20 protein-coding genes and 1 pseudogene are annotated in these 25,447 nt (G+C 73.5%); 17 read left to right on the top strand and 4 right to left on the bottom strand.

The genetic code is table 11. The annotated features are described in order from the left end of the window. The first annotated feature begins 44 nt into the window (after window positions 1-44). The 4 genes from ACF09C_RS25470 to ACF09C_RS25455 all read left to right on the top strand — a co-directional run bounded on the left by ACF09C_RS25470 (window position 45) and on the right by ACF09C_RS25455 (window position 4,217). On the top strand, window positions 45-1,049 hold the full coding sequence (locus ACF09C_RS25470; RefSeq protein WP_392094603.1) for an ATP-binding cassette domain-containing protein: 1,005 nt from the start codon (window positions 45-47) through the stop codon (window positions 1,047-1,049). After that, entirely contained in the window at window positions 1,046-1,876 is an 831-nt protein-coding gene (locus ACF09C_RS25465) for an ABC transporter permease (RefSeq protein WP_392094601.1), read from the top strand. The genes ACF09C_RS25470 and ACF09C_RS25465 overlap by 4 nt, the downstream gene beginning before the upstream one ends. A gap of 144 nt (window positions 1,877-2,020) precedes the next feature. Further along, window positions 2,021-2,596, top strand: coding sequence for an IS607 family transposase (locus tag ACF09C_RS25460; RefSeq protein WP_392094600.1), 576 nt, complete (start codon window positions 2,021-2,023; stop codon window positions 2,594-2,596). Continuing rightward, complete coding sequence (locus ACF09C_RS25455; RefSeq protein ID WP_392094598.1) at window positions 2,589-4,217, top strand: IS200/IS605 family accessory protein TnpB-related protein; 1,629 nt, start codon at window positions 2,589-2,591, stop codon at window positions 4,215-4,217. Before ACF09C_RS25460 ends, ACF09C_RS25455 begins: the two co-directional genes overlap by 8 nt. Window positions 4,218-4,223: 6 nt before the next feature. Here ACF09C_RS25455 and serC read toward each other — a convergent pair whose 3' ends face one another. Further along, the gene (serC, locus tag ACF09C_RS25450; protein WP_392094597.1) at window positions 4,224-5,342 is read right to left on the bottom strand and encodes a phosphoserine transaminase; all 1,119 of its coding nucleotides are present in this window, start codon (window positions 5,340-5,342) and stop codon (window positions 4,224-4,226) included. A 50-nt stretch (window positions 5,343-5,392) separates the two neighbouring features. On the opposite strand from serC, the gene ACF09C_RS25445 reads away from it, so the two are divergent. From ACF09C_RS25445 to ACF09C_RS25435, 3 genes are read left to right on the top strand one after another with little or no spacing between them, the layout of a single operon-like run. Beyond that, window positions 5,393-8,140 carry an FAD-binding and (Fe-S)-binding domain-containing protein gene (locus ACF09C_RS25445; protein WP_392094595.1) on the top strand — a complete coding sequence of 916 codons (2,748 nt, stop codon included), beginning with the start codon at window positions 5,393-5,395 and terminating at the stop codon, window positions 8,138-8,140. A 9-nt stretch (window positions 8,141-8,149) separates the two neighbouring features. Beyond that, window positions 8,150-8,893 (top strand): TetR/AcrR family transcriptional regulator, encoded by a 744-nt coding sequence (locus ACF09C_RS25440; RefSeq protein WP_392094593.1) that lies wholly within the window; start codon window positions 8,150-8,152, stop codon window positions 8,891-8,893. Next, complete coding sequence (locus tag ACF09C_RS25435) at window positions 8,832-9,413, top strand: DUF2867 domain-containing protein (protein ID WP_392094591.1); 582 nt, start codon at window positions 8,832-8,834, stop codon at window positions 9,411-9,413. The genes ACF09C_RS25440 and ACF09C_RS25435 overlap by 62 nt, the downstream gene beginning before the upstream one ends. On the opposite strand, the gene ACF09C_RS25430 is transcribed toward ACF09C_RS25435, so the two are convergent. Further along, entirely contained in the window at window positions 9,410-10,411 is a 1,002-nt protein-coding gene (locus ACF09C_RS25430) for a GlxA family transcriptional regulator (RefSeq protein ID WP_392094589.1), read from the bottom strand. The genes ACF09C_RS25435 and ACF09C_RS25430 overlap by 4 nt on opposite strands. Before the next feature lie 115 nt (window positions 10,412-10,526). On the opposite strand from ACF09C_RS25430, the gene ACF09C_RS25425 reads away from it, so the two are divergent. After that, entirely contained in the window at window positions 10,527-11,120 is a 594-nt protein-coding gene (locus ACF09C_RS25425) for an MBL fold metallo-hydrolase (protein ID WP_392094587.1), read from the top strand. A 77-nt stretch (window positions 11,121-11,197) separates the two neighbouring features. Here ACF09C_RS25425 and ACF09C_RS25420 read toward each other — a convergent pair whose 3' ends face one another. After that, window positions 11,198-12,073, bottom strand: a complete 876-nt coding sequence (locus ACF09C_RS25420; RefSeq protein ID WP_392094585.1) for a LysR family transcriptional regulator — start codon at window positions 12,071-12,073, stop codon at window positions 11,198-11,200. A gap of 124 nt (window positions 12,074-12,197) precedes the next feature. On the opposite strand from ACF09C_RS25420, the gene ACF09C_RS25415 reads away from it, so the two are divergent. The 9 genes and pseudogenes from ACF09C_RS25415 to ACF09C_RS25375 form a co-directional block, all read left to right on the top strand. After that, entirely contained in the window at window positions 12,198-13,229 is a 1,032-nt protein-coding gene (locus ACF09C_RS25415) for a DMT family transporter (RefSeq protein WP_392094583.1), read from the top strand. A gap of 147 nt (window positions 13,230-13,376) precedes the next feature. Beyond that, the gene (locus tag ACF09C_RS25410) at window positions 13,377-14,168 is read left to right on the top strand and encodes a TIGR03084 family metal-binding protein (protein WP_392094581.1); all 792 of its coding nucleotides are present in this window, start codon (window positions 13,377-13,379) and stop codon (window positions 14,166-14,168) included. Further along, complete coding sequence (locus tag ACF09C_RS25405; protein ID WP_392094579.1) at window positions 14,165-15,886, top strand: acyclic terpene utilization AtuA family protein; 1,722 nt, start codon at window positions 14,165-14,167, stop codon at window positions 15,884-15,886. The genes ACF09C_RS25410 and ACF09C_RS25405 overlap by 4 nt, the downstream gene beginning before the upstream one ends. A 31-nt stretch (window positions 15,887-15,917) precedes the next feature. Beyond that, the gene (locus ACF09C_RS25400; RefSeq protein ID WP_392094577.1) at window positions 15,918-17,516 is read left to right on the top strand and encodes an acyl-CoA carboxylase subunit beta; all 1,599 of its coding nucleotides are present in this window, start codon (window positions 15,918-15,920) and stop codon (window positions 17,514-17,516) included. A gap of 7 nt (window positions 17,517-17,523) precedes the next feature. Beyond that, entirely contained in the window at window positions 17,524-19,452 is a 1,929-nt protein-coding gene (locus ACF09C_RS25395) for an acetyl/propionyl/methylcrotonyl-CoA carboxylase subunit alpha (RefSeq protein WP_392094576.1), read from the top strand. After that, complete coding sequence (locus tag ACF09C_RS25390) at window positions 19,449-20,585, top strand: acyl-CoA dehydrogenase family protein (RefSeq protein ID WP_392094574.1); 1,137 nt, start codon at window positions 19,449-19,451, stop codon at window positions 20,583-20,585. The genes ACF09C_RS25395 and ACF09C_RS25390 overlap by 4 nt, the downstream gene beginning before the upstream one ends. Window positions 20,586-20,629: 44 nt before the next feature. Continuing rightward, the gene (locus tag ACF09C_RS25385) at window positions 20,630-22,207 is read left to right on the top strand and encodes a 4-coumarate--CoA ligase family protein (RefSeq protein ID WP_392094572.1); all 1,578 of its coding nucleotides are present in this window, start codon (window positions 20,630-20,632) and stop codon (window positions 22,205-22,207) included. 26 nt (window positions 22,208-22,233) lie between these two features. Then, window positions 22,234-22,941: an enoyl-CoA hydratase family protein gene (locus tag ACF09C_RS25380; RefSeq protein WP_392094570.1), complete on the top strand. Its 708-nt coding sequence runs from the start codon at window positions 22,234-22,236 to the stop codon at window positions 22,939-22,941. A 158-nt stretch (window positions 22,942-23,099) separates the two neighbouring features. Beyond that, window positions 23,100-23,702, top strand: a pseudogene (locus ACF09C_RS25375) (TetR/AcrR family transcriptional regulator); the annotation flags it as partial. On the opposite strand, the gene ACF09C_RS25370 reads toward ACF09C_RS25375, so the two are convergent. Beyond that, window positions 23,663-25,354, bottom strand: coding sequence for an FAD-dependent monooxygenase (locus ACF09C_RS25370; RefSeq protein ID WP_392094569.1), 1,692 nt, complete (start codon window positions 25,352-25,354; stop codon window positions 23,663-23,665). The pseudogene ACF09C_RS25375 and the gene ACF09C_RS25370 overlap by 40 nt on opposite strands. Window positions 25,355-25,447 lie beyond the last annotated feature (93 nt).

The following is a 25,447-nucleotide window of genomic DNA, read 5'->3' as shown; positions in this document are numbered from 1 at the left end:
GATATGGGGTACGGTGTACTCAGTTTCGCTGAGTGGAGGCTCCCATGCATGAACACGCCGTCCTCGCCGAGGGCCTGCGCAAGAAGTACGGCGGCCGTGGCACCACCGCGTACGCCCTCGACGGCTTCGACCTCGCGGTCCGCCCCGGCACCGTGCACGGCCTGCTCGGCCCCAACGGCGCGGGCAAGACCACGGCCGTACGCGTCCTGGCCACGCTGCTCAAGGCGGACGGCGGCCGGGCCCGGGTCGCCGGGATCGACGTGGCCCGCTCCCCGCGCGCCGTCCGCGCCCGGATCGGCCTCGCCGGCCAGTACGCGGCCGTCGACGAGGGCCTCACCGGCCGTCAGAACCTCGAACTCTTCGGCCGGCTCTTCCACCTGGACGGCCGCCGCGCCCGCGCCCGCGCGGCCGAACTCCTCGACCGCTTCGACCTGGCCGACGCCGCCGACAAGGGCGCGGGCGACTACAGCGGCGGCATGCGCCGCCGGCTCGACCTCGCCGCCTCGATGATCCTCGCGCCCGACGTCCTCTTCCTCGACGAGCCCACCACCGGACTCGACCCGCGCGGCCGCGGCGAGGTCTGGGAGACGGTCCGCTCCCTGGTGGCCGGCGGCACCACGGTGCTGCTCACCACCCAGTACCTCGACGAGGCCGACCGGCTCGCCTCCCGGATCACCGTCATGGAGCGGGGCCGCGCCATCGCGGACGACACCCCCGAGGGGCTCAAGAACCGCATCGGGGGCGACCGTGTCGAGGTCGTGGTCACCGAACCCACCGACCTCGCCGCCGCCCGCGGGATCGTCGCCCGGGTCGCCGCCGGGGAGCCGGGCGTGGACGAGACCGAGCGCCGCGTCCACGCGCCGGTCGCGGACCGCGTCGCCGCGCTGACCGAGGTCGCCCGCGCCCTGCAGGACGAACGGATCCCCGTCCAGGACATCGGCCTGCGCCGCCCCAGCCTGGACGACGTCTTCCTGAGCCTGACGGGCAGCACCACCCCCACGGCAGCCGTGGGTACCCCCGCCACCCGCGAAGGAGCGATCGCCGTATGACCGCCGTCGACCTCACCCCGGCCGCCTCGCGCGGGCGCGGACCGGCGTACTGGGCCGTGGCCGACGGCCTCACCCTGGTCCGCCGCACCCTGCTCAACTACCGGCGCCAGCCGGTCGCCATCGTCTGGCAGCTCGGCTTCCCGATCGTCTCCGTCCTGCTCTACGGCTTCGTCTTCGGCAGCGCGATGCGGGTGCCCGGCGGCGGGGACTACAAGGACTTCCTGATGCCCGGCATGTTCGTCATGACGATGACGTTCGGCCTGATGAACACGGCGACCTCCGTCGTCTCCGACTCCGGCAAGGGGGTCATGGACCGCTTCCGTTCCATGCCGATGGCCCCGTCCGCCGTCGTCACCGGGCGCGGTCTGTCCGACCTCCTGGTCGCCGCCGCCGAACTGGCCATCCTCGCCGCCACCGCCCTCGCCATCGGCTGGTCCTCCGACGGCGGTCTCGCCGGCACGGCCCTCGCCTTCGGTCTGCTGCTGCTCCTGCGCTTCAGCCTGATCTGGGTCGGCGTGTGGTGCGGTCTGATCGTGCCGAACACGGAGACGGCCGGCGCGCTCTACGCGGTGATCTTCCCGGTCACGATGATCTCCAGCGTGTTCGTGGCGCCCTCGCTGATGCCGGGCTGGCTCGCGCCCGTCGCCGCCTGGAACCCGATCTCGTCCACGGTCGCCGCCACCCGCGAGCTGTTCGGCAACCCCGGCGCGGGCGGCGGCAGCTGGGTCGAACAGCACGCCGTCCTGATGGCCGTCCTCTGGCCGCTGGCGATCACGGCGGTCTTCCTGCCGCTGGCGGTACGGAGGTTCCAGCGGCTCAGCAGGTGAGCCTCACGGGGAACGCACGAGGGCCCGGCATCGACCATGTCCGATGCCGGGCCCTCGTGCGTACGGGGTGGGGCCTCCACCTGGTGCTCCTTGAAGTCGGGCAAGTGAGCGTAACCGTGTGTGAGTGAGTGTCGTTGTCAGAGTGTGAATCTGACCGATTGGGCGAAGGCGCAGGGTGTGCATCCGCAGACCGCGTATCGCTGGTTCCGTGAGGGAACGTTGCCGGTGCCGGCTCAGAGGGTCGGGCCACGCACGATCCTGGTGAACATCGACGCGAACGCCACACCTGAGGCCATCGGGGGTCTGGGCCTGTATGCCCGTGTGTCCTCGCACGATCAGAAGGCTGATCTGGAACGCCAGGTCGCTCGGTTGTCGGCGTGGGCAGCCAAGGCCGGTCACCGGATTGTTCGGCTGGAGGCGGAGGTCGCTTCGGGGATGGACGGCTGCCGGTCCAAGGCCCGGCGTCTGTTGGCCGATCCGGACGTGACCTGCGTAGTGGTTGAGCATAAGGATCGGCTGGGCCGGATGAACGTCGAGCTTGTCGAGGCCGCTTTGTCCGCGACGGGCCGTCGCCTGCTGGTCTTGGATGACGGCGAGGTCGAAGACGACTTGGTGCGGGACATGGTGGAGGTGCTGACCTCGTTCTGTGCCCGCCTGTACGGGCGCAGGTCGGCGAAAGACCGCGCCCGTAAGGCGCTGGAGGCCGCCGAGCATGGCTGAACTGCGCCCGATCGCCGCGCCGTTCGTGGCTCTCGGCCCGTCCGGTGTGGCGGTACGTGCCCGGCTGAAGGACCTCACCCCCGAGGATGAGACGGTGCTGCGCCTGGTGGGGGCGCATCTGGGTTCGCTCGCCTCGAAGGACCTCAAAGCGCGTTGCGCGGACGGTCTGGAGCACTCCACCGACACATGGGCGGCCCGCAAGCGGGACCTGACGGCGAGGTCGTCGTCCAGGTGGGCCGGGGCGATCACGAAGGGCACGCAAGACCAGTGGGCGCTGGCCCGGCGCGGCCAGGCCGCACATGTGCAATCCCTCGAAGCCGGTATCCGGGCGATCCGGCACCGGCTGTCGTTGCCGGTCGGCCACAAGGGCACCAAGCGGGCTCCGGGCGGCTACCGCTCCGCACACGAGTGGTTCCACAAGACGCGACGGCTGCAGGTGCTGGAAGACCGGCTCGAGACGGTCCGTGCCGAGTGGGAAGCGGGCCGGGTACAGGTCGTGCGTGGCGGCAAGCGTCTGCTGGGCACCCGCCACCACCTTGACCAGGCGCAGCTCACCGAGGCCGAGTGGCGCCAAAGGTGGCAGGCCGGGCGCTGGTTTTTGAAGGCGGACGGCGAGTCGGGGAAGAGGTTCGGCAACGAGACGATCCGCATCACACCCGAGGGCGAGGTGTCGATCAAGCTCCCGACTCCGCTCGCCGACTGGGCGAACGCCCCACATGGCCGGTACGTACTCGCCGCACGCGTGCGGATTTCTCACCGGGGGCAGGAATGGGCCGACCGTGTGGAAGCCAACCGGGCCGTGGCCTACCGCATCCACTACGACACCGGGCGCCAGCGCTGGTACGTGGATGCCTCCTGGCAGATCCCACCCACCCAGACCATCCCACTCGAAGCCGCCCTCACCCAGGGCGTGATCGGCGTCGATATGAACGCCGACCACCTCGCCGCATGGCGCCTCGACATCCACAGCAACCCGATCGGCCGTCCGCGCCGGTTCTTCTACGACCTGTCCGGCACCGCCCAGCACCGCGACGCCCAGCTGAGGCACGCCCTCACCCGGCTGCTGAACTGGGCCAGGACATGCGGCGTCAAGGCCATCGCGGTCGAAGACCTCGACTTCCAGGCCGAGAAAACCAGAGAGAAGCACGGGTACAAGCGCCGGTTCAGGCAGCTCATCTCCGGCATGCCGACCGGCAGGCTCCGCGCCCGGCTGGCCTCCATGACCGACGCCACAGGTATCGCGATCATCGCCGTGGACCCGGCCTACACCAGCAAATGGGGTGCCCAGCACTGGCAACAGCCGATGACCGGCCCCTCCCGTAAGACCACCCGGCACGATGCGGCGAGCATCGCGATCGGACGACGCGCCCAGGGACACCCGATCCGGCGTCGGACGGCACCGCCCCGTGCACACCAGAGCGATGTGCACGGGCATCGGACCGTCCAGGCCGACCGGCGTGCCCCCGGGCGTGAGGGACCCCGCCCCCGCATCCCCGGACCACGGACACGATCCGTGTCGCCGGACGCGGCGAGTACGCGGGCGACCAGGACACCCAACACCGTTCGGGATGTCCGCAGTGACCAGGAATGGGTCCAAGACTCACTCCTGCTCACTGATTAGGAACGGTTACAGCTTCTCGATCACGTAGTCGACGCAGGCCGTCAGGGCCCGCACGTCCGCCGGGTCGATCGCCGGGAACATCGCGATCCGCAGCTGGTTGCGGCCCAGCTTGCGGTACGGCTCGGTGTCCACGATGCCGTTGGCGCGCAGTACCTTGGCCACGGCCGCCGCGTCGATGTCGTCGGAGAAGTCGATCGTGCCGATGACCTGCGAGCGCTTGGCCGGGTCGGTGACGAACGGCGTCGCGTACTTGGACTCCTCGGCCCAGGTGTACAGCGCCTGGGAGGACTCCTTCGTCCGGGCCACGGCCCAGTCGAGACCGCCCTGGCCGTTGATCCACTTCAGCTGCTCGTTGAGCAGGAAGAGGGTCGAGAGCGCCGGGGTGTTGTACGTCTGGTTCTTCAGCGAGTTGTCGATCGCCGTCGGCAGGGAGAAGAACTCCGGGATGTGCCGGCCCGACGCGTGGATCCGCCGGGCGCGCTCCAGGGCGGCCGGGGAGAACGCCGCCAGCCACAGGCCGCCTTCGGCGGCGAAGGACTTCTGCGGGGCGAAGTAGTAGACGTCCGACTCGGCGATGTCGACCGGCAGGCCGCCCGCGCCGGAGGTCGCGTCGACCAGGACGAGCGCGCCCTCGTCGGCGCCCGCGACCCGCTTGACCGGGGCCGCGACACCCGTCGAGGTCTCGTTGTGGGTGTACGCGTACACGTCGACGCCCGCCTCGGCCACCGGCTCCGGGTGGGTACCCGGGTCGGCGGAGATCACGGTCGGCTCGGCCAGCCACGGGGCCAGCTTCGCGGCCTTCGCGAACTTGGAGGAGAACTCGCCGAAGGTGAGGTGCTGCGACTTCGACTCGATGAGCCCGTGGGTCGCGATGTCCCAGAAGGCGGTGGAGCCGCCGTTGCCCAGGATCACCTCGTAGCCCTCGGGCAGCGAGAAGAGGTCGCGCACGCCGGCCCGTACCTCGCCGACCAGGTTCTTGACCGGAGCCTGGCGGTGGGACGTGCCGAGCAGGGAAGTGCCGGTGGCGGCCAGGGCGTCCAGCGCCTCCGTACGCACCTTGGAGGGGCCCGCGCCGAAACGGCCGTCGGCGGGCTTGATGTCAGCGGGAATCTGGATCTCAGCCACGAGGCGGAGCGTATCGGGTCGCACCGCGCACGGCAGACGATGTCCGCCGGATGAGACGCCAGGTGAGACATCCTGACCTTGTGCGAAAACACCACGGGCACCAGGAGCGGTCGGAACTCGAGGCGGCGCTGCGCGCGGCCGTGGCGGGAGACGTGGACTTCGGCGCCACGGCGCGGGCCCTGACGACGATGGACGCGTCCAACTACCGCCGGGTGCCGCTCGGCGTCGTCGCGCCCCGGGACGCCGACGACGTGGCGGCCGCGCTCGCGGTCTGCCGGGAGCGGGCGGTGCCGGTGGTGGCGCGGGGCGGCGGCACGTCGATCGCGGGCCAGGCGACCGGGACGGGCGTGGTCCTCGACTTCACCCGGCACATGCGCGCCGTCGTCTCCGTGGACCACGAGGCGCGGACGGCGGTCGTCCAGCCGGGGCTCGTCCTGGACCGGCTGCGGGACGCGGTGCGCCCGTACGGGTTGACCTTCGGCCCCGACCCGTCCACGCACAGCCGCTGCACGCTCGGCGGCATGATCGGCAACAACGCGTGCGGCGCGCACTCGGTGGCCTGGGGGACGACGGCCGACAACGTCCTCGGGCTTGACGTGCGTACGTACGACGGGTCGTCCCTGAGCCTCGGCCGTGACTGGCGGGGCGCGCCGGCGGGGCTGCGGGAGCTGGTGGACGGAAACCTGGCGCTGCTGCGGACCGGGTACCCGGCGGGGCTGCCGCGCCGGATCTCCGGTTACGCGCTCGACGCGCTGCTGCCGGAGCGGGGCGGGGACGTGGCGCGGCTGCTCTGCGGCAGCGAGGGGACGCTGGGGGTGGTGACGGAGGCGACGGTTCGGCTGGTGGAGCCGCCGGCCGCGCCGGTCCTGGTGGTCCTCGGGTACGCGGACGAGAGCGCGGCGGCCGACGCGGCGGCGGGGCTGCTGCCGCTGGGCCCGCTGACGGTGGAGGGGATGGCGGCCGACCTGGTGCGGGGAGCGTCGGGGCTGCCGCGCGGGGGCGCGTGGCTGTTCGTCGAGGTGGACGGGGCGTCGGCGGCGCGGGCCCTGGTGGGGGCGGCGGACGCGCTGGACGCGGCCGTCGTGGCGGACCCGGCCGGGCAGCGGGCGCTGTGGCGGATCAGGGAGGACGCGGCGGGGACGGCGACGCGGACGCCCGACGGCGGCGACGCGTGGCCGGGGTGGGAGGACTGCGCGGTGCCCCCGGCCCGGCTCGGCGCGTACCTGCGCGCGTTCCGCGCGCTGTTGACGGAGTACGGCCTGCGGGGGACGCCGTACGGGCACTTCGGGGACGGCTGCGTCCATGTCCGGATCGACTTCGACCTGTACTCGGCGGCGGGGGTGGACCGGTTCCGGGAGTTCTCGGAGGCGGTGGCGGACCTGGTGGTGGCGCACGGGGGCTCTCTGTCGGGGGAGCACGGGGACGGGCGGGCGCGGGCGGAGCTGCTGCCGCGGATGTACGGCCCGGAGCTGGTCGGGCTCTTCGGCGCGGTGAAGGACGTCTGGGACCCGGACGGCGGACTGAACCCGGGGATGCTGGTGCGGCCGGGGCGGCTCGACGAGGGGCTGCGGTTCAAGGGCCTGCCGGTGGAGGCGCGGGAGGTCGCGCGGTGCGTGGGGGTGGCCAAGTGCCGGGTGGAGGGGCCGACGTCGGGCCCCGGGGTGATGTGTCCTTCGTACCGGGCGACGGGGGAGGAGATGCACTCGACGCGGGGCCGGGCGCGGCTGCTGCACGAGATGGCGCTGGGCGAGGTGATCACGGACGGCTGGCGCTCGGAGGAGGTGCGGGAGGCGCTCGACCTGTGCCTGTCGTGCAAGGGGTGCCGGAGCGACTGTCCGGTGGGCGTGGACATGGCCGCGTACAAGGCGCGTTTCCTGGACCGGCACTACGCGGGGCGGCGGCGGCCGTGGTCGCACGTGACGATGGGCCGGCTGCCGGAGTGGCTGCGGATGTTCGGTCCGGCGCTGAACCTGGCGCGGATGCTGCCGCCCCGGCTCGCGGCCCGGCTCGCGGGGGTCGCTCCGGAGCGGGAGCTGCCGAAGGTGGCGTCGCGGACGTTCCTGTCGTGGTTCGGCACGCGCCTGGAGACGGCGTCGGACGTGTGGCTGTGGCCGGACACCTTCACCAACCACCTCTCGCCGCAGGTCGGCCGCTCGGCGGTACGGGTCCTGGAGGCGGCGGGCGTACGGGTGGGGCTGCCGCCGGGCCGGGTGTGCTGCGGGCTGACGTACGTGTCGACGGGGCAGCTGGACCGGGCCCGGGAGGTGATGCGCGGGACGCTCGACGTGATGGAGCCGCAGCTCGGGCATCCCGTGGTCGTCCTCGAACCCTCCTGCGCGGCGGCCCTGCGGACGGACCTGCCGGAACTCCTCCCGGACGATCCGCGGGCGCGCGAACTGGCCTCCTCGGTACGGACCTTCGCCCAGGCCCTTGAGGAGTTCGCGCCGACGTGGGAGCCACCGCGCCTGGACCACCCGGTCATCGGCCAGACCCACTGCCACCAGCACGCCGTCCTGGGCGACGGGCCTGACCGGCGTCTGCGGGAACGGATGGGCCTGACGGGTGAGTTGAGCGGGGGCTGCTGCGGTCTCGCGGGCAACTTCGGCTTCGAGCCCGGTCATTACGAGGTGTCGGTGGCCTGCGCGGAGGACCAGCTGCTGCCTGCGGTGCGGGCGGCGGACGAGAACGCGGTGCTGCTGGCCGACGGTTTCTCCTGCCGCACCCAGCTCGACGACCTGGCGGGCCGCAGGGCGCGTCATATCGCGGAGGTCCTGGCGGAGGCGATCGAGCCGCAGTAACATACATACATGAATGTACGTGAGGGTGGAGCCGTCCCCGGCTCCCCGGCGCCCCGCCGGTCCACCCAGGCCGAGCGGCGGGAGCGCACACGGGTCGCGCTCGTGGAGTCCGCCGCCCGCGGGCTGTCCCGGCACGGCTACGGCAACCTCGTCCTGGAGCAGGTGGCCAGGGACGCCGGCTACACGCGCGGGGCGCTCTACCACCAGTTCAAGGACAAGCAGGAGCTGGCCCTCGCGGTGACCGAGTGGGTCTTCGAGGCCTGGGACCGGGAGGTCGGGCACCACGTCGAGCGGGAGACGGAACCGCTCGCGGCGCTGCTCACGCTCGCCCGCGCCCACACCGCCTTCTGCCGGCGGGACATCGCCCGCGTGGCGGTGGCGCTGCGCCTGGAGTTCTCCGGGCGTGACCATCCGATCGGCCGGCAGGTGGAGGCGGGCTACCGCGCCCTTCTCGCCCTCTGCACCGGCTACGTCGAGGCCGGGCGCGCGGCGGGCACGATCCCCGCGGGACCGCCGGCCGAGGACGTCGCCCTCGCCTACGTGGGCGCGCTCGAAGGCACCTCGATCGCCCTCGCGGGCCGCGTGCCCGACGACGCGTCGCTCGCCGTCGCCGCCGTCTCGGGGGCCCTCGGTCTCGACCCCCGCACCACCGCGCACTCCTCTGTACGGCACGAACCGCAGGAGGTACACGATGGAACTTCCCAAGTCCGCGCACACGTCCCGCCCGTGGCGGATACACGAACTGACGCCTGACTTCCGGCTCTACGACGTCTGGGCGCTGCCGACGCCCGGCGGCCCCGACGACTTCCCGCGCCTGGTGCGGAACTTCGCGGGCGGCGACACGGACGACAACTCCTCCTGGATCGCGCGGCAGCTCTTCGCGATCCGCTGGAAGCTCGGCGAGCTGCTCGGCTGGGACGACAAGGACAAGGGCCTCGGCTCCCGGGTGCCGACCCTGCGCGACCGGCTGCCGCAGGACCTCCGCGACGGCCCGGCCGGACCGGAGTTCGAGCGGCTGCCCTTCACGTCCGTCTACCTCAGGGACGACGAGTGGGCGGCGGAGATGGCGAACCGGACCATGCACGGGGTGATGCACCTGAGCTGGGTCCCGGACGGCTCGGGCGGCCACCGCGGCCAGCTGGCGGTCCTGGTGAAGCCCAACGGCCTGTTCGGCAAGGCCTACATGGCCGCGATCGCCCCGTTCCGGCATCTGATCGTGTACCCGCCGCTGATGCGGGACATCGGCCGGGAGTGGCGCGCGGCGACGCGTTAGGGCCGGGAGGTCGTCAGGGGTGGTTCCCCCTGCGGAGCGGTCGGGGCCGCCCTCGTGAACGTACGGCGGTAGGTGCGCGGCGGGACCCCGCGGCGGCGGACGAACTGTTCGCGCAGGACCGCCGCGCTGCCGTAGCCGACGAGGCGGGCGATCTCCTCGACCGGGAGGTCGGTCGTCTCCAGGAGCTCCTCCGCCCGGCCGAGCCGCTGGCCGAGGACCCAGGCGTGCGGAGTGGTCCCGGTCGCGGCGGCGAAGCGGCGGGCGAAGGAGCGGTGGCTCATCAGGGCGCGGCGGGCCAGTTCGGCCACGGGCAGCGGCTCGTGGAGGTGCTCGCGGGCCCAGGCCAGCACACCGGCGAGCCGCTCGTCCTCGCAGTCCTCAGGTACGGGCGCGGTGACGAACTGCGCCTGCCCGCCGTCGCGGTGCGGCGGCAGGACGAGGTCCCGGGCGACGGCGTTCGCGGCGGCCGCTCCGTACTCGCGGCGCAGCAGGTGCAGACAGAGGTCGAATCCGGCGGCGGCGCCCGCGCCCGTCAGGATCCGGCCCTCGTCGACGTACAGGGCGTCCGGCTCGACGGTGACGGCCGGGTGCTGGCGCGCGAGCAGGTCGGCGAACCGCCAGTGGGTGGTGGCCCGCAGCCCGTCGAGCAGCCCCGCCGCGGCGAGCGCGAACGCGCCGACGCAGTGCGACCCGACGAGCGCGCCGCGCGCGTGGGCGGCGCGGAGCGCGTCGAGCACGGGGGGCGGCGGCGGGGTGCGGAAGTCGGCCCAGGGCAGGGCGAGTACGAGATCGGCCGAGGCGAGCCGGTCGAGCCCGTGGGTGACGGTGAGCGGCACGCCGAGGTCGGTGGGGACCTGGCCCGGCCGGTCCGAACAGACCGCGAAGTCGAACCGCGGAAGCCCCGCGGGCGGCGCCGCGAACACCTCGGAGACGAGCCCGACGGCGAGCATGCCGACGCGCGGCGGGGCGTAGACGGCGACGCTCAGGAACGGCGGCATGCGGGGGAGTGTGGCACGGGCGGTGACGCCCGCGCCGAGGGGGTTGGCAGGAAACCCGCGATGGGTGGCAGGACGGCCACTCGTCGGTGATCGTCCGCCCGGCGAAGCTGGGCGCATGAGCGACAAGCCGCGCGGAAACACCGCCACCTACACCGTCCTGACGACCGGTTACACCCTCTCCACGGGTCCGGGCGTCGCCGCCACCGTCTCGTACGTGACCGACGGCGACCGCCATGTGATCGTCGACCCCGGCATGGTGGCGAGCCGCGAGCGGATCCTCGGCCCGCTGGCCGAACTGGGCCTCGGTCCCGACGACATCACCGACGTCGTGCTCAGCCACCACCACCCCGACAACACCATGAACGTCGGCCTGTTCGGCCGGGCCCGCGTCCACGACCACAAGGCCGAGTACCTGGACGACCAGTGGACCGACCGGGACGCCGAGGGTCATGAACTGACCCCGTCCCTGCGCCTGATCCGCACCCCGGGGCACAGCCCCGAGGACATCACGCTCCTCGCCGGCACGGCGGACGGCGTCGTCGCCTTCGTCGGCGACCTCTGGTGGCGCCCGGACGGCCCGGCCGAGGACCCGGTGGCCCCCGACCGCGACCGGCTCCGCACCTCCCGCCTGCGGGTCCTGGAGACCTCCGACGTGATCGTCCCGGGCCACGGGGGCCCGTTCCCCGCGGGCGAGGAGGCACCGCTGTAGCGGGCGAGCGGGCGAGCGGGCGAGCAGGCGAGCGGGCGGGCGGGCGAGCGAGCGGACGGACGGACGGACGGACGGACTCACGCGCCCCCGGCGATCTCCTTCGCCAGGGTCACCAGGAGCTCCGTCGCCGGGTGGGGGGAGGTGTCGCGCCAGGCCAGCAGGACCGGGATCCGAGGGGCGTCGGGGAGGGGGCGGTAGGTGACGCCCGGGTGGGGGTGCATGGCCGCCGTCGAGGCCGAGGAGACGCCGACGCCCCGGCCGGCCGCGATCGCGGTGAGCCAGTCGTCGGTGTTGCCGACCGTCAGGGTCGTGGCAGGGCGCAGGTGCGCGGGCCAGAGGGACGGGGTCGTGGTGCCCGAGACGGTGTTGAGGACGATCGTCTCGTCCGCGAGGTCCGCAAGGGTGAGGGACGTACGGGACGCCAGCGCGCTGTCCGTGGCCACGGCGGCCACCCGGTCCTCGCTGGCCAGCTCCTCGGTGGCCAGGCCGGGCGCGTCCACGGGGCCCCTGAGGAGCGCCGCGTCCACCTCGCCGCGGACCAGGCCGGCCGTGCGGTCGTCGATGCGGAGGAGTTCCAGCGGGGTCTCGGGGTGCTCGTGCTGCCAGCGGCGCAGCAGCGGGGTGGTGTAGGGGCCGAACGCCGACCACGCGTGCCCGAGCCGCAGCGGCCGGTGGCGCAGCCGCGCGGGGTCGAGGGCCGCGTCGAAGGCGGCGACGGCCGCCGCCGCGCGGTCGTGGAAGGCGCGGCCCTCGGCGGTGAGCGCGAGGTGGTGCGTGGAGCGGTCCACGAGCCGGACGCCGAGGTGTTTCTCCAGGGCGGCGAGGGTGCGGGACATCGCGGGCTGGGTGAGGTGGAGCCGGGCGGCGGCGCGGGTCACGTTGCCCTCCTCCGCGATGGCGAGAAAGCAGCGAAGGTGGCGGAGCTCGATGCCCGAGCGACTCCCTTGACTCATGCGCCTGGAGCATAACCGCAGTCCAATCGGCATTTCACGCGCCGCGCGGGACGGCCTAGCGTGAGTCTCGGAGCCCTCTTGACGGGTCCACTATCCTGGACTTGCAAGTCCAGTCTGATGAACCATGGTGCAGGGGAGTGAGCCGGTGGACAGCCCGGTGAAGGACACCGCGGCCGGTACGCGGTCGACGGCGAAGGCGACCGCCGCGGCGACGGCGGGCGCGGCGTCGGCGTCGGCGGGCGCGGCGTCGGCGGGCGCCGCGACGGCTCGCGCCGCGCGCGGCGGTGGCGCCCGCCTGGGCCCGGTCGCGCTCGTCGTCGCGGGCGGGCTCTCGGTCCAGTTCGGTTCCGCCGTCGCCGTCCTGCTGATGCCGCGCGCAGGGGCGCTCGGCGTGGTCACGCTGCGGCTCGTCCTCGCCGCCGCCGTGCTGCTGACCGTCTGCCGCCCCAAGGTCCGCGGCTACAGCCGGGCCGACTGGGGCACGGTCGTCGCCTTCGGTACCGCGATGGCCGGGATGAACATCTTCATCTACCAGGCCGTCGACCGGATCCCGCTCGGCGCCGCCGTGACCCTGGAGGTCCTCGGCCCGCTGCTGCTCTCGGTCATCGCCTCCCGCCGCCTCTCGAACCTCCTGTGGGCCGGGCTCGCGCTCGGCGGTGTCCTCCTGCTGAGCGGCATGCTCACCGGCGGCGGCTTCACCCGCCTCGACCCGGTCGGCGCCGGCTTCGCCCTCGCGGCGGGCGCGATGTGGGCGACGTACATCGTCTTCAGCGCCCGCACCGGTCGGCGCTTCCCGCAGGCGGACGGCCTCGCGCTCGCGATGGCCTTCGGTGCGGTCCTCAGCCTGCCCTTCGGCATCGTCGAGGCGGGCGACAAGCTCCTGGTCCCCTCCACGATCGCCCTCGGCCTCGCCGTCGCCCTGATGTCCTCGGTCCTCCCGTACACCCTCGAACTCCTGGCCCTGCGCCGCCTCCCCGCCCCCACCTTCGCCATCCTGATGAGCCTCGAACCTGCCATCGCCGCGACCGCGGGCTTCCTCGTCCTGAGCCAGGGCCTCTCCCTCCTCGACGCCCTCGCCATCGCCCTCGTCATCGCGGCGAGCATGGGCGCCGTCCGCACCCAGTCCAAGCGCGTCCGGGCGGTCCCGGAGGCGTAGCCCCGGGTCGTGCCCGAAGGTCCGTCGCCGCGGAGGGTTCGCCCCCGCGGCGAACTTTTCGCGCCAGTACAAGCAAGCACGCTTGATTGTTTCTGTCGCCGCTGCCATGCTCCTCCGCACACGCCCGTGTCCCGAGGGGAGCGCACCGTGTCCGACCCCGCCGTCGTCCTCGACGATCTGCGCCGTGAGAGCGAGGAAGTCGACCGGCTCGTCGCCGAGTTGAGCGAGGCGAGATGGGCCGCGCCCACCCCCGCGGCCGGCTGGACCGTCGCCCATCAGGTCGCCCACCTCGCCTGGACCGACCGCGCCGCCCTGCTGGCCGTCACCGACGCCGAAGGGTTCCGCGCCGAGGCCGAGAAGGCGCTCGCCGCGCCCGAGTCGTTCGTCGACGACGGCGCCGCCGAGGGCGCCGCGCTCACCCCCGACGAGCTCCTCGGGCGCTGGCGCGTCGGCCGTGAGCGGCTCTGGACCGCCCTGGCCACCGCCCCGCCCGGCGCCCGCTTCCCCTGGTACGGGCCGCCCATGAGCGCCGCCTCGATGGCGACCGCCCGCCTCATGGAGACCTGGGCGCACGGCCAGGACATCGCCGACGCCCTCGGGGCCGTCCGGGCGCCCACCGCCCGCCTGCGCCATGTCGCCTGGATCGGCGTCCGTGCCCGCGACTACGCCTACCTCGTCCGGGGCATCGAGCCGCCCGCCGAGCCGTTCCGGGTGGAGATCGTCGGACCGGGCGGCGATGTGTGGGCGTACGGGCCCGAGGACGCGGACCAGCGGATCACCGGACCCGCGCTCGACTTCTGCCTCCTCGTCACCCAGCGCGTCCACCGCGACGACACCGCCCTCGTGGCGGAGGGCGAGGACGCCGCGCACTGGCTCACCATCGCCCAGGCCTTCGCCGGTCCGCCCGGCGGCGGGCGGGCAGCGGGGGAGCGGTCGTGACCCTCCGCACCCTCCGTATCGGCAACGCCTCCGGTTTCTACGGCGACCGCTTCGACGCCGTCCGCGAGATGCTCACCGGAGGTGACGCGGGCGGGTCGGGCGAAGGCGGCGGACCCGGGGCCCTCGACGTCCTCACCGGCGACTACCTCGCCGAGCTGACCATGCTCATCCTCGGCCGCGACCTCCTCAAGGACCCCAAGGGCGGGTACGCCAAGACCTTCCTGCGTCAGATGGAGGAGGGCCTCGGCCTCGCCCACGAGCGCGGCGTCCGCATCGTCACCAACGCCGGCGGCCTCAACCCCGCCGGACTCGCCGACGCCCTCACCGCGCTCGCCGACCGGCTCGGCCTTCCCACCCGGATCGCGTACGTCGAGGGCGACCGGCTCCCGCCCCGCGAGGGAGTGCTGACCGCCAACGCCTACCTCGGCGGCGGCGGCATCGCCGCCTGTCTGACCGCCGGCGCCGACGTCGTCGTCACCGGCCGCGTCACCGACGCCGCCCTCGTCACCGGGCCCGCGCAGTGGTGGTTCGGCTGGGGGCCCGAGGAGTACGACGCGCTGGCCGGCGCGGTCGTCGCCGGGCACGTCCTGGAGTGCGGCACCCAGGCCACCGGCGGCAACTACGCCTTCTTCGCCGGACACGACGTCCGCCGCCCCGGCTTCCCGCTCGCCGAGATCCACTCCGACGGCACCGCCGTCATCACCAAGCACCCCGGCACCGGCGGCGTCGTCGACGTCGGGACGGTGACCGCCCAGCTCCTGTACGAGACGGGCGGCGCCCGCTACGCCGGACCCGACGTGACCGCCAGGATCGACACCGTACGGCTCACCCAGGAGGGGCCCGACCGGGTACGGATCGACGGCGTGCGGGGCGAGGCGCCGCCGCCCACGCTCAAGGCCGGACTCACCCGGATCGGCGGCCACCGCAACGAGGTCGTCTTCGTCCTCACCGGGCTCGACATCGAGGCCAAGGCCCAGCTCGTGCGGGACCAGGTCGAGGACGCCTTCGAGCGCGGAAAGTCCCGCCCCGCCGAGGTCCGCTGGGAGCTGGCCCGGACCGACCGGAGCGACGCCGACACCGAGGAGACCGCCAGCGCGCTCCTCCGGCTCGTCGTCCGCGACCCCGCCCCCGAACCCGTCGGCCGGGCTCTCAGCGGCGCCGCCGTCGAACTGGCCCTCGCCAGCTACCCCGGCTTCCACGTCACCGCCCCACCCGGCAGGGGCGCCCCCTACGGCGTCTTCGAGGCCGCGTACGTCCCCGCCGCCGACGTCCCGCACACCGCCGTCCTGCCCGACGGCAGCAGGGTCGCCGTCCCCGTACCCGTACGCACGAGGGAACTGGAGCCGGTCGCCGAGCCGCCACTGCCCGAGCCCCTGCCGGACGGGCCGACGCGGCGCGTCCCGCTCGGGCGCGTCGCCGGGGCCCGCAGCGGCGACAAGGGCGGCGACGCCAACATCGGGGTGTGGGTCCGCGACGACACCGCCTGGCGGTGGCTCGTGCACGGCCTCACGGTGGAGAGACTCCGACAACTCCTGCCCGAGACGCGCGACTTCGACGTCGTACGGCACGTCCTGCCCCGGCTGCGCGCCGTGAACTTCGTCGTCACCGGGATCCTCGGCGAGGGCGTCGCCTCCCAGGCCCGCTTCGACCCCCAGGCCAAAGCCCTCGGCGAGTGGCTCCGCGCCCGCGCACTCGACGTACCGGAGGAACTCCTGTGACGACCCGGCCACCCGCCCCGGAGGAACTGCTGTGACCGTCCTCGCCTCCGCCCTCGACACGGGCGGCCCCGACTACGCGGCCCACCGCGCCGCCATGCTCGACAAGCTCGCCGCGCTCGACACCGAGCACGCCAAGGCGCTCGCGGGCGGCGGCGAGAAGTACGTCCAGCGGCACCGGGGGCGCGGCAAGCTGCTCGCGCGCGAGCGCATCGAGCTGCTCCTCGACCCCGACACGCCCTTCCTCGAACTGTCCCCGCTCGCCGCCTGGGGCAGCGACTATCCGGTCGGCGCGTCGATCGTCACCGGCATCGGGGTGGTCGAGGGCGTCGAGTGCCTGATCACCGCCAACGACCCGACCGTACGCGGCGGCGCCTCCAACCCGTGGACGCTGAAGAAGGCGCTGCGGGCGAACGAGATCGCGTACGCCAACCGGCTCCCGGTCATCTCGCTCGTCGAGTCCGGGGGCGCCGATCTCCCGTCCCAGAAGGAGATCTTCATCCCCGGCGGCGCGCTCTTCCGCGACCTCACCCGGCTCTCCGCCGCCGGCATCCCCACGATCGCGGTGGTCTTCGGCAACTCCACGGCCGGCGGGGCGTACGTCCCCGGCATGTCCGACCACACCGTGATGATCAAGGAGCGGTCGAAGGTCTTCCTCGGCGGTCCGCCGCTGGTGAAGATGGCGACGGGCGAGGAGAGCGACGACGAGTCGCTCGGCGGCGCCGAGATGCACGCCCGTACGTCCGGTCTCGCCGACCACTACGCCGTCGACGAGGTCGACGCGCTGCGCCAGGCCCGGCGCATCGTCGCCCGGCTCAACCACCGCAAGGCGCACCCCGAGCCGGCCCTCGCGGAGCCGCCGAAGTACGACGAGGACGAGCTGCTCGGGATCGTGCCGGGGGACCTGAAGACCCCCTTCGACCCGCGCGAGGTGATCGCCCGGACCGTCGACGGCTCGGACTTCGACGAGTTCAAGCCGCTGTACGGGCCGAGTCTGGTGACCGGCTGGGCCGAGCTGCACGGCTATCCGGTCGGCATCCTCGCCAACGCCCAGGGCGTCCTGTTCAGCGCCGAGTCGCAGAAGGCGGCCCAGTTCATCCAGTTGGCCAACCAGCGCGACATCCCGCTGGTCTTCCTGCACAACACCACCGGCTACATGGTCGGCAAGGAGTACGAGCAGGGCGGCATCATCAAGCACGGCGCCATGATGATCAACGCGGTGTCGAACAGCCGGGTGCCGCATCTGAGCGTGCTCATGGGCGCGTCGTACGGCGCCGGGCACTACGGCATGTGCGGCCGGGCCTACGACCCGCGCTTCCTCTTCGCCTGGCCGAGCGCCAAGTCCGCCGTCATGGGCCCGCAGCAGCTGGCCGGGGTGCTGTCGATCGTGGCGCGGGCAAGCGCCGCCGCGAAGGGGCAGCCGTACGACGACGAGGCGGACGCCGGTCTGCGCGCGATGGTCGAGGCGCAGATCGAGTCGGAGTCGCTGCCGATGTTCCTGTCCGGGCGGCTGTACGACGACGGCGTCATCGACCCCCGCGACACCCGCACGGTCCTCGGGCTGTGCCTGTCCGCGATCCACACGGCACCGGTCGAGGGCGCGCGCGGCGGCTTCGGCGTCTTCCGGATGTGAGGCACCCATGATCGGAACCCTGCTCGTCGCCAACCGGGGCGAGATCGCCTGCCGGGTCTTCCGCACCTGCCGCGAGCTGGGCATCGCGACGGTCGCGGTGTACTCGGACGCGGACGCGGGCGCGCTGCACGTACGGGAGGCGGACGCGGCGGTACGGCTGCCGGGGGCGGCGCCCGCGGAGACGTACCTCCGCGGTGACCTCGTCGTGAAGGCGGCGCTCGCGGCGGGCGCGGACGCCGTCCACCCCGGGTACGGATTCCTCTCCGAGAACGCGGAGTTCGCGCGGGCCGTGCTCGACGCGGGCCTGGTGTGGATCGGGCCGCCGCCGGAGGCGATCGAGGCGATGGCCTCGAAGACCCGGGCGAAGGAGCTCCTCGGCGTCGAAGCCCTGGTGGACGTCACCGAGGCGGACCTGCCGGTCCTGGTGAAGGCGGCGGCGGGCGGCGGTGGGCGCGGTATGCGGATCGTCCGCGAACTCGACTCTCTCGAAGAGGAGTTGAAGGCGGCTTCGGCGGAGGCGGCGAGCGCGTTCGGGGACGGTGAGGTCTTCGTCGAGCCGTACGTGGAGAACGGGCGCCATGTCGAGGTCCAGATCCTGGCGGACGGCGCGGGCACGGTCTGGGCGCTCGGCACCCGCGACTGCTCGCTCCAGCGCCGCCACCAGAAGGTCATCGAGGAGTCCCCGGCGCCGGGGCTCGCGCCCGAGCTGGTCGACTCCCTGTACGAGCGGTCCGTCGCCGCCGCGAAGGCGGTCGGGTACGTGGGCGCGGGGACGGTGGAGTTCCTCGTCGCGGGCGGGCGGGCGCACTTCCTGGAGATGAACACCCGGCTGCAGGTGGAGCATCCGGTGACGGAGGCGGTGTACGGGGTCGACCTGGTCGCGCTCCAGATCGCCGTCGCGGAGGGCGCCCCGCTCCCGCCGGAGCCCCCGGAGGCGTCCGGCCACGCCATCGAGGCCCGCCTCTACGCCGAGGACCCGGCGTCGGCGTGGACGCCCCAGGCGGGCACGCTGCACGCCCTCGCCTTCCCCTCGCACGTCCGCGTCGACACCGGATACGTCTCGGGCGACACCATCGGCGTCCACTACGACGCCATGCTCGCCAAGGTCGTCGTCCACGCGGCCACCCGGCCCGAGGCCGTCCGCACGCTCGCGCGCGCCCTGGAGACGGCCCGGGTGCACGGCCCCGTGACCAACCGGGAGCTGCTCGTCGGCTCTCTCCGGCACCCCGAGTTCGGTGACCCGGAACGGCTCGACACCGGCTTCTACGACCGCAACCTCGACGCGCTCACCCAGGCGCCGCCCGGCGCGGCGCACGCCGCCGTCGCCGCCGCCCTCGCGGACGCGGAGGAGCGGCGGGGGGCGTACGGGCCGCGGGGCCGGTTCGGGGGCGGCTGGCGGAACCTCGCCTCCCAGGACCAGGCCAAGGCGTACGGCGAGCACGAGGTCCGCTACCGGCCCACACGGGACGGCGGCTACACGGTCACCGCGCCGGAGGGCATCCGGGTGGTGGCCGCCGCGCCGGACGCAGTCCGCCTCGAAGTGGACGGTGTCGTACGGCGCTTCGAGGTCACCCGCTACGGCGGCGACGACGTCGTGCACGTGGGCGCGCACCGGCTGGACCCCGTGCCCCGCTTCCCGGACCCGGCCGACCAGCGGGAGCCCGGCTCCCTCCTTGCGCCGATGCCCGGCACGGTCGTCCGGGTCGCGGACGGGCTCGCGGTCGGGGACCCGGTCACCGCAGGGCAGCCGCTCCTCTGGCTGGAGGCCATGAAGATGGAGCACCGCGTCATCGCCCCCGCCTCCGGCACGCTCACCGCGCTCCACGCCGCCCCAGGCCGCCAGGTCGAGGTCGGCGCCCTGCTCGCCGTCGTACAGCAGTCCGTGCAGCCCGCTCAGTCCGTGCAGTCCGAAGCGCAGGAGGACAAGTCCGTATGAGCAGCACCATGATCGAAAGCGAAGAGCTGACCGCGCTCCGCGCCGCCGTCTCGGCGCTCGGTCACCGCCACGGCCCCGGCTTCGACCGCGCCGCGCTCTGGGCGGAGGCGGGCAAGCTCGGCTACCTGGGCGTGAACCTGCCCGAGGAGTACGGCGGCGGGGGCGGCGGCATGGCCGAGTTGTCCATCGTCCTGGAGGAGGCGGGGGCCGCCGGCGCACCGCTCCTGATGATGGTCGTCTCGCCCGCGATCTGCGGCACGGTCATCGCCCGCTTCGGTACGGAGGAGCAGAAGCGGGCCTGGCTGCCGGGCCTGGCGGACGGCTCGCGCACGATGGCCTTCGGCATCACCGAGCCCGACGCCGGCTCCAACTCCCACCGGATCACGACGACGGCCACGAGGACCGAGGACGGCTGGGTCCTGAGCGGCCGCAAGGTCTTCGTCTCGGGCGTCGACATCGCCGACGCGACCCTGATCGTCGGCCGGACCTCGGACGCCCGCACGGGCAGCCTCAAGCCCTGCCTGTTCGTCGTCCCCCGCGACGCCCCCGGCTTCGAGCGCCGCCAGATCGACATGGAACTCGACGCGAACGAGAAGCAGTTCGAGCTGACCCTGGACGACGTCCACCTCCCCGCCGACGCGCTCGTCGGCGACGAGGACGCGGGGCTCCTCCAGCTCTTCGCCGGGCTCAACCCGGAGCGCATCATGACGGCCGCGTTCGCGATCGGCATGGGCCGCTACGCCCTCGCCCAGGCCGTGAAGTACGCGAAGGAGCGCACGGTCTGGAAGACCCCCATCGGCGCCCACCAGGCCATCGCCCACCCACTCGCCCAGGCCCACATCGAACTGGAGCTGGCCCGCCTGATGATGCAGAAGGCCGCCCAGCTCTACGACGCCGGCGACGACATCGGCGCGGGCGAGGCCGCCAACATGGCGAAGTACGCGGCGGGCGAGGCCTGTGTGAAGGCCGTCGACCAGTCCGTCCACACCCTCGGCGGCAACGGCCTGACCCGCGAGTTCGGCCTGGCCCGCCTGATCGCCGCCTCCCGCGTCGCCCGTATCGCCCCGGTCAGCCGGGAGATGATCCTGAACTACGTGTCCCACCAGTCCCTGGGTCTCCCCAAGTCGTACTGATCCGGTCCATCCTGGCGCCACCGTCCGACACCGAAGGGGCACACATGGTGTTTCACAGCGAGTACGCGGATGTTCCGGCCCTCTCCCTCCCCATCCACGACGCCGTCCTCGGCCGGGCCGCCGAGTTCGGGGACACCCCGGCGCTGGTCGACGGGGCCGGGGAGCTGAGTCTCACGTACGCCCAGGTCGACGCGTTCCACCGGCGGGTCGCCGCCGGGCTCGCGGAGGCGGGGGTCCGGAAGGGGGACGTCGTCGCCCTGCACAGCCCCAACACCGTGCTGTACCCCGTCGCGTTCTACGCGGCCACCCGCGCCGGCGCGTCCGTCACCACCGTCCACCCGCTGGCGACGCCGGAGGAGTTCGCCAAGCAGCTCGCCGACTCCTCCGCGCGCTGGATCGTCACCGTCTCCCCGCTCCTCCCGGCGGCCCGCCGGGCGGCCGAACTCGCGGGCGGCATCGCGGAGATCTTCGTCTGCGACCAGGCGCCCGAGGACGAGGGGATCCGGTCCCTGCAGTCGATGCTCGGCGGCTCCGCGCCCGAGCCGGACATCGCCATCGACCCGGACGAGGACGTCGCCGCGCTCCCGTACTCCTCCGGCACCACCGGCGTCCCCAAGGGCGTGATGCTCACCCACACGTCCATCGCGACCAACCTCGCGCAGCTCGGCCCGCTGATCCCGATGAAGCCGGGCGACCGCATCCTCGCGGTGCTGCCGTTCTTCCACATCTACGGGCTCACCGCGCTGATGAACGCACCCCTGCGGCACGGCGCCACCGTCGTCGTACTGCCCCGCTTCGACCTCGACACCTTCCTGGCCGCCATCCAGAACCACCGCATCAACGGCCTGTACGTCGCCCCGCCCATCGTCCTCGCGCTCGCCAAGCACCCGGCGGTCGCGCAGTACGACCTGTCCTCCCTGGAGTACATCGTCAGCGCCGCCGCCCCGCTCGACGCCTCGCTCGCCGAGGCGTGTTCGGCGCGGTTGAAGCTGCCGCCGGTCCGGCAGGCGTACGGGATGACCGAGCTGTCCCCGGGTACCCACGTCGTCCCCCTGGACGCGCAGAGTCCGCCGCCCGGCGCCGTCGGGAAGCTCCTGCCCTCGACCGAGATGCGGATCCTGTCCCTCGACGACCCGTCGAAGGACGCCGAACCGGGCGCCGAGGGCGAGGTCGCCATCCGCGGGCCGCAGGTCATGAAGGGGTACCTCGGCCGTCCCGACGCGACCGCCGCGATGATCGACGGGGACGGCTGGGTGCACACCGGCGACATCGGCCGGGTCGACGAGGACGGCTGGCTGTTCGTCGTCGACCGGGTCAAGGAACTCATCAAGTACAAGGGTTTCCAGGTCGCCCCCGCCGAGCTCGAAGCCCTGCTGCTCACCCACGAGTCGGTCGCCGACGCGGCCGTCATCGGTGTGACCGACGCGGACGGCGTCGAGATCCCCAAGGCGTACGTCGTCCGGCAGCCGGGCGCGGAAGGGCTCACCGCCGAGGACGTGATGGCGTACGTGGCGGGGAAGGTCTCCCCGTACAAGAAGGTCAGGAGCGTGGAGTTCATCGACGGGGTGCCGCGCGCCGCGTCGGGGAAGATCCTCCGCCGTGAGCTGCGCGACCGGCCCTGAAGTGGACCGTTGAGGAAGGTGGACTCTTGAAGCTGGACCGAGGCATCGCCACGCTGACGCTCGACAACCCGGAGAACCGCAACGCCCTCTCGGCCGCCCTGGTCGCCGAGTTGGCCGCGGCGCTCACCGAGTGCGGGCAGGACCCGGCGGTGCGGGCCGTGGTGCTCACCCACACCGGCTCGACGTTCAGCGCCGGCGCGGACCTGAAGGCGCCGCCGAGCCCGTACGCCTTCGTGGACCTCCTCCGGCAGATCGTGGAGCTGCCGAAGCCGGTGGTCGCCTCCGTCGACGGGCACGTCCGGGCCGGCGGGCTCGGACTGCTCGGGGCCTGCGACATCGTGGTCGCCTCGGACTCCTCCGACTTCGCGCTGACCGAGGCGCGGATCGGCGTCGCGCCCGCCGTCGTCTCGCTGACGCTGCTGCCCAAGCTGGAGCCCAGGGCGGCGGCGCGGTACTACGTGACGGGGGAGCGGTTCGGCACGGCGGAGGCGCTCGCGATGGGGCTCGTGACCGCCTCAGCCGAGGAGCTCGACGCGATCCTGGAAGGGTTGCGGCAGGGCTCCCCGCAGGGGCTGGCCGAGTCGAAGCGGCTGGTCACGGCTAGAGTCCTGGAGACCTTCGAGCGGGACGCGGAGGACCTCGTGCAGAGGTCGGCCTCGCTCTTCGCCTCGGCCGAGGCACGCGAAGGGATGACGGCCTTCCTCGAACGACGGGACCCCGAATGGCGGTTGTGACCGGCCCAAGGCAGGGCCCCGAGCAAGGTCCTGAGCAGGTCCCCGAGCAAGGTCCCAGGCCCGGCCCCGAGCAAGGTCCCGGGCCGGGCTCCAGGCAAGGCCCCGAGCAAGGTCCCGGGCCGGGCTCCAGGCAAGGCCCCAAGCAAGGCTCCAAGCAGGGGCCGCAGCAGGACAGGAGCCGTGCCACCCGGCAGCGGCTCCTGGAGGCGGCGGTGTCCTGCCTGGCCGAACACGGCTGGGCGGGCTCCACCGTCGCCGTGGTCGCCGAGCGCGCCGGCGTCTCGCGCGGCGCGGCCCAGCACCACTTCCCGACCCGCGAGGACCTCTTCACGGCGGCCGTCGAGTACGTCGCAGAGGAGCGCTCCCAGGCGCTGCGCGGGCTCCCGGCCCGCGACCGCCGCGAGGCCGTCGGCGCGCTCGTCGACCTGTTCACCGGGCCGCTGTTCCGCGCCGCCCTCCACCTCTGGGTCGCGGCCGCCCACGAGCCCCCGCTGCACGCCCGCGTCACCGAGCTGGAGGCCCGGGTCGGCCGCGAGTCCCACCGCATGGCGGTGACCCTGCTCGCGGCGGACGAGTCCGTCCCCGGGGTACGGGAGACCGTGCAGGGCTTCCTGGACATGGCCCGGGGTCTGGGCCTCGCGACGCTCCTGACGGACGACGCGGCCCGCCGCGCGCGGGTGGTGGCGCAGTGGTCGGTCCTCCTGGACGAGGCACTGGGGCCTCAGAGCGGCGCCGTCGGCACGGAGAGCGCCGCCAGGTAGCCGGTGAGCGCGGCCGCCGTGCCCGCGAGCGGGAAGCGGGCGCCGAGCTGCCCGTCGGGACGGACGAGGAAGCCGGTCGGTCCTTCGGGACGGTAGAGCCGGGCGAACTCGCCGTCGGCGTCCCGGTACTCGGGCACCACCCCGTGCCCTCCCGGCTCCTCGGCCTCGCGCGCGAGCAGCGCCACGATCGAAGGCCGGTCCCCGCCCACCGCCGCGGCGACGACCGCGCCCGCCTCCGCCGCCCGGGCCAGCTCGGCGGCCTTGTCCGCGTACAGCAGCAGGACGTGCCCGGTGCGGCCGCGCAGGACGTCGAGCAGCCGCAGCGGGTAGGTGGCCAGGGCGGTGGTCAGACCGGCGCAGTCCGGGGCCCGGTCGCCCGCCTGGGGCGCGTCCTCGGGGCCGTACGGATGGCCGGCGAGCGGCCCGTCCCGGTAGGAGACGAGGAGCTGGGCCTCCCGCGCCATCAGGGTCGCCGGGTCGTCGGGGTCGGCCGCCATGCCCTGGGTGGCGTGCCGGACGGTCCGGCCCACGACCTCCTCGCCCACCGGGCGGCGCTCGGCGTCGTAGCTGCCGAGCAGCTCGGGACCGGCCTCCCCGCGCACGACGAGGGCGATCTTCCAGGCCAGGTTGCAGGCGTCCTGGATGCCGGTGTTCATGCCCTGGGCGCCGGTCGGCGGGTGGATGTGCGCGGCGTCGCCCGCGACGAACACCCGGCCCTCGCCGTACCGGTCGACGATCCGGTGGCTGATCCGGAACACGGACGACCAGCGCAGCTCGGAGACGCGGGCGGGCACGGGGGCGAGCCGGTCGACCACGGCCTGGATGTGCGACAGCTCGGGCACCCGGCCGCCCTCCAGGCCGTGAGCCACCCCGTCGCCGCCCCCGTTCGCCGCGTTCGCCCCGTTCCCCGCGTTCGCCGTGGACAGTTCCGGCGGGACCGTCATCGACATGCGGTAGCGGTTGTTCCCGGGGAGCGGGATGCAGACCAGGACGTCGTCGGTCGAGCCGTCCTCCGTGACGTGCAGGGACCGCACGCCGTACCCGTACGGCAGGTCCCAGTCGGTCTCGACGTCGCCGAGCATGTACTCCTCGGGGAACGCCCCGCCCTCGAAGGTCAGCCCGAGGCCCTTGCGGACGGTGCTGTGCGCGCCGTCGCAGCCGATCAGATACCGGACCCGCAGCTCCTCCTCCGCGCCGGACGCGGTCCGCAGCCGCGCGGTCACGCTGTCCGCGTCCTGCGCGAACGACGACAGTTCCGTACCGCGCTCGATGACCGTGCCCAGGCCGGCGACGTACTCCTCCAGGAGGCGTTCGGTCTCGTACTGCGGCAGCGCGGCGAAGCAGTACGGCACTTCGGGCGGCAGTTCGAGGTCGATCCGCCCCCGCTCCCGGCCGTTGACGTACATCAGCTGCCCGCGCAGCGGGACCGCGGCCTCCAGCACGGCCCGGGCCAGGCCCATCCGGTCCCAGATCTCCAGGGTTCGTGGCTGGACGCCGACCGCCTTCGCGTACGGCAGCCGGGCCGGCAACCGGTCGATCAGCCGGCAGCCCACGCCCCGCCCGCGCAGTTCGGCGGCCGCACTCAGGCCCACGGGCCCGGCGCCCACGATCAGCACATCGGTCGGTACGTCGGTCGTACGGGTGTCAGCCACGGGTGCCTCCTCGTGGACGCGAACGGCCCCCGGACCGGTCCCGAGTCCCATGGTCGCCCGGCGCCGTGACGCGCGCCACATACGTCCGGCGCG

Origin of the sequence: Streptomyces sp. NPDC014870 (assembly GCF_043081505.1) — a bacterium.
Lineage (GTDB): Bacteria > Actinomycetota > Actinomycetes > Streptomycetales > Streptomycetaceae > Streptomyces.
This window is presented reverse-complemented; position numbering and strand designations above follow the sequence as displayed.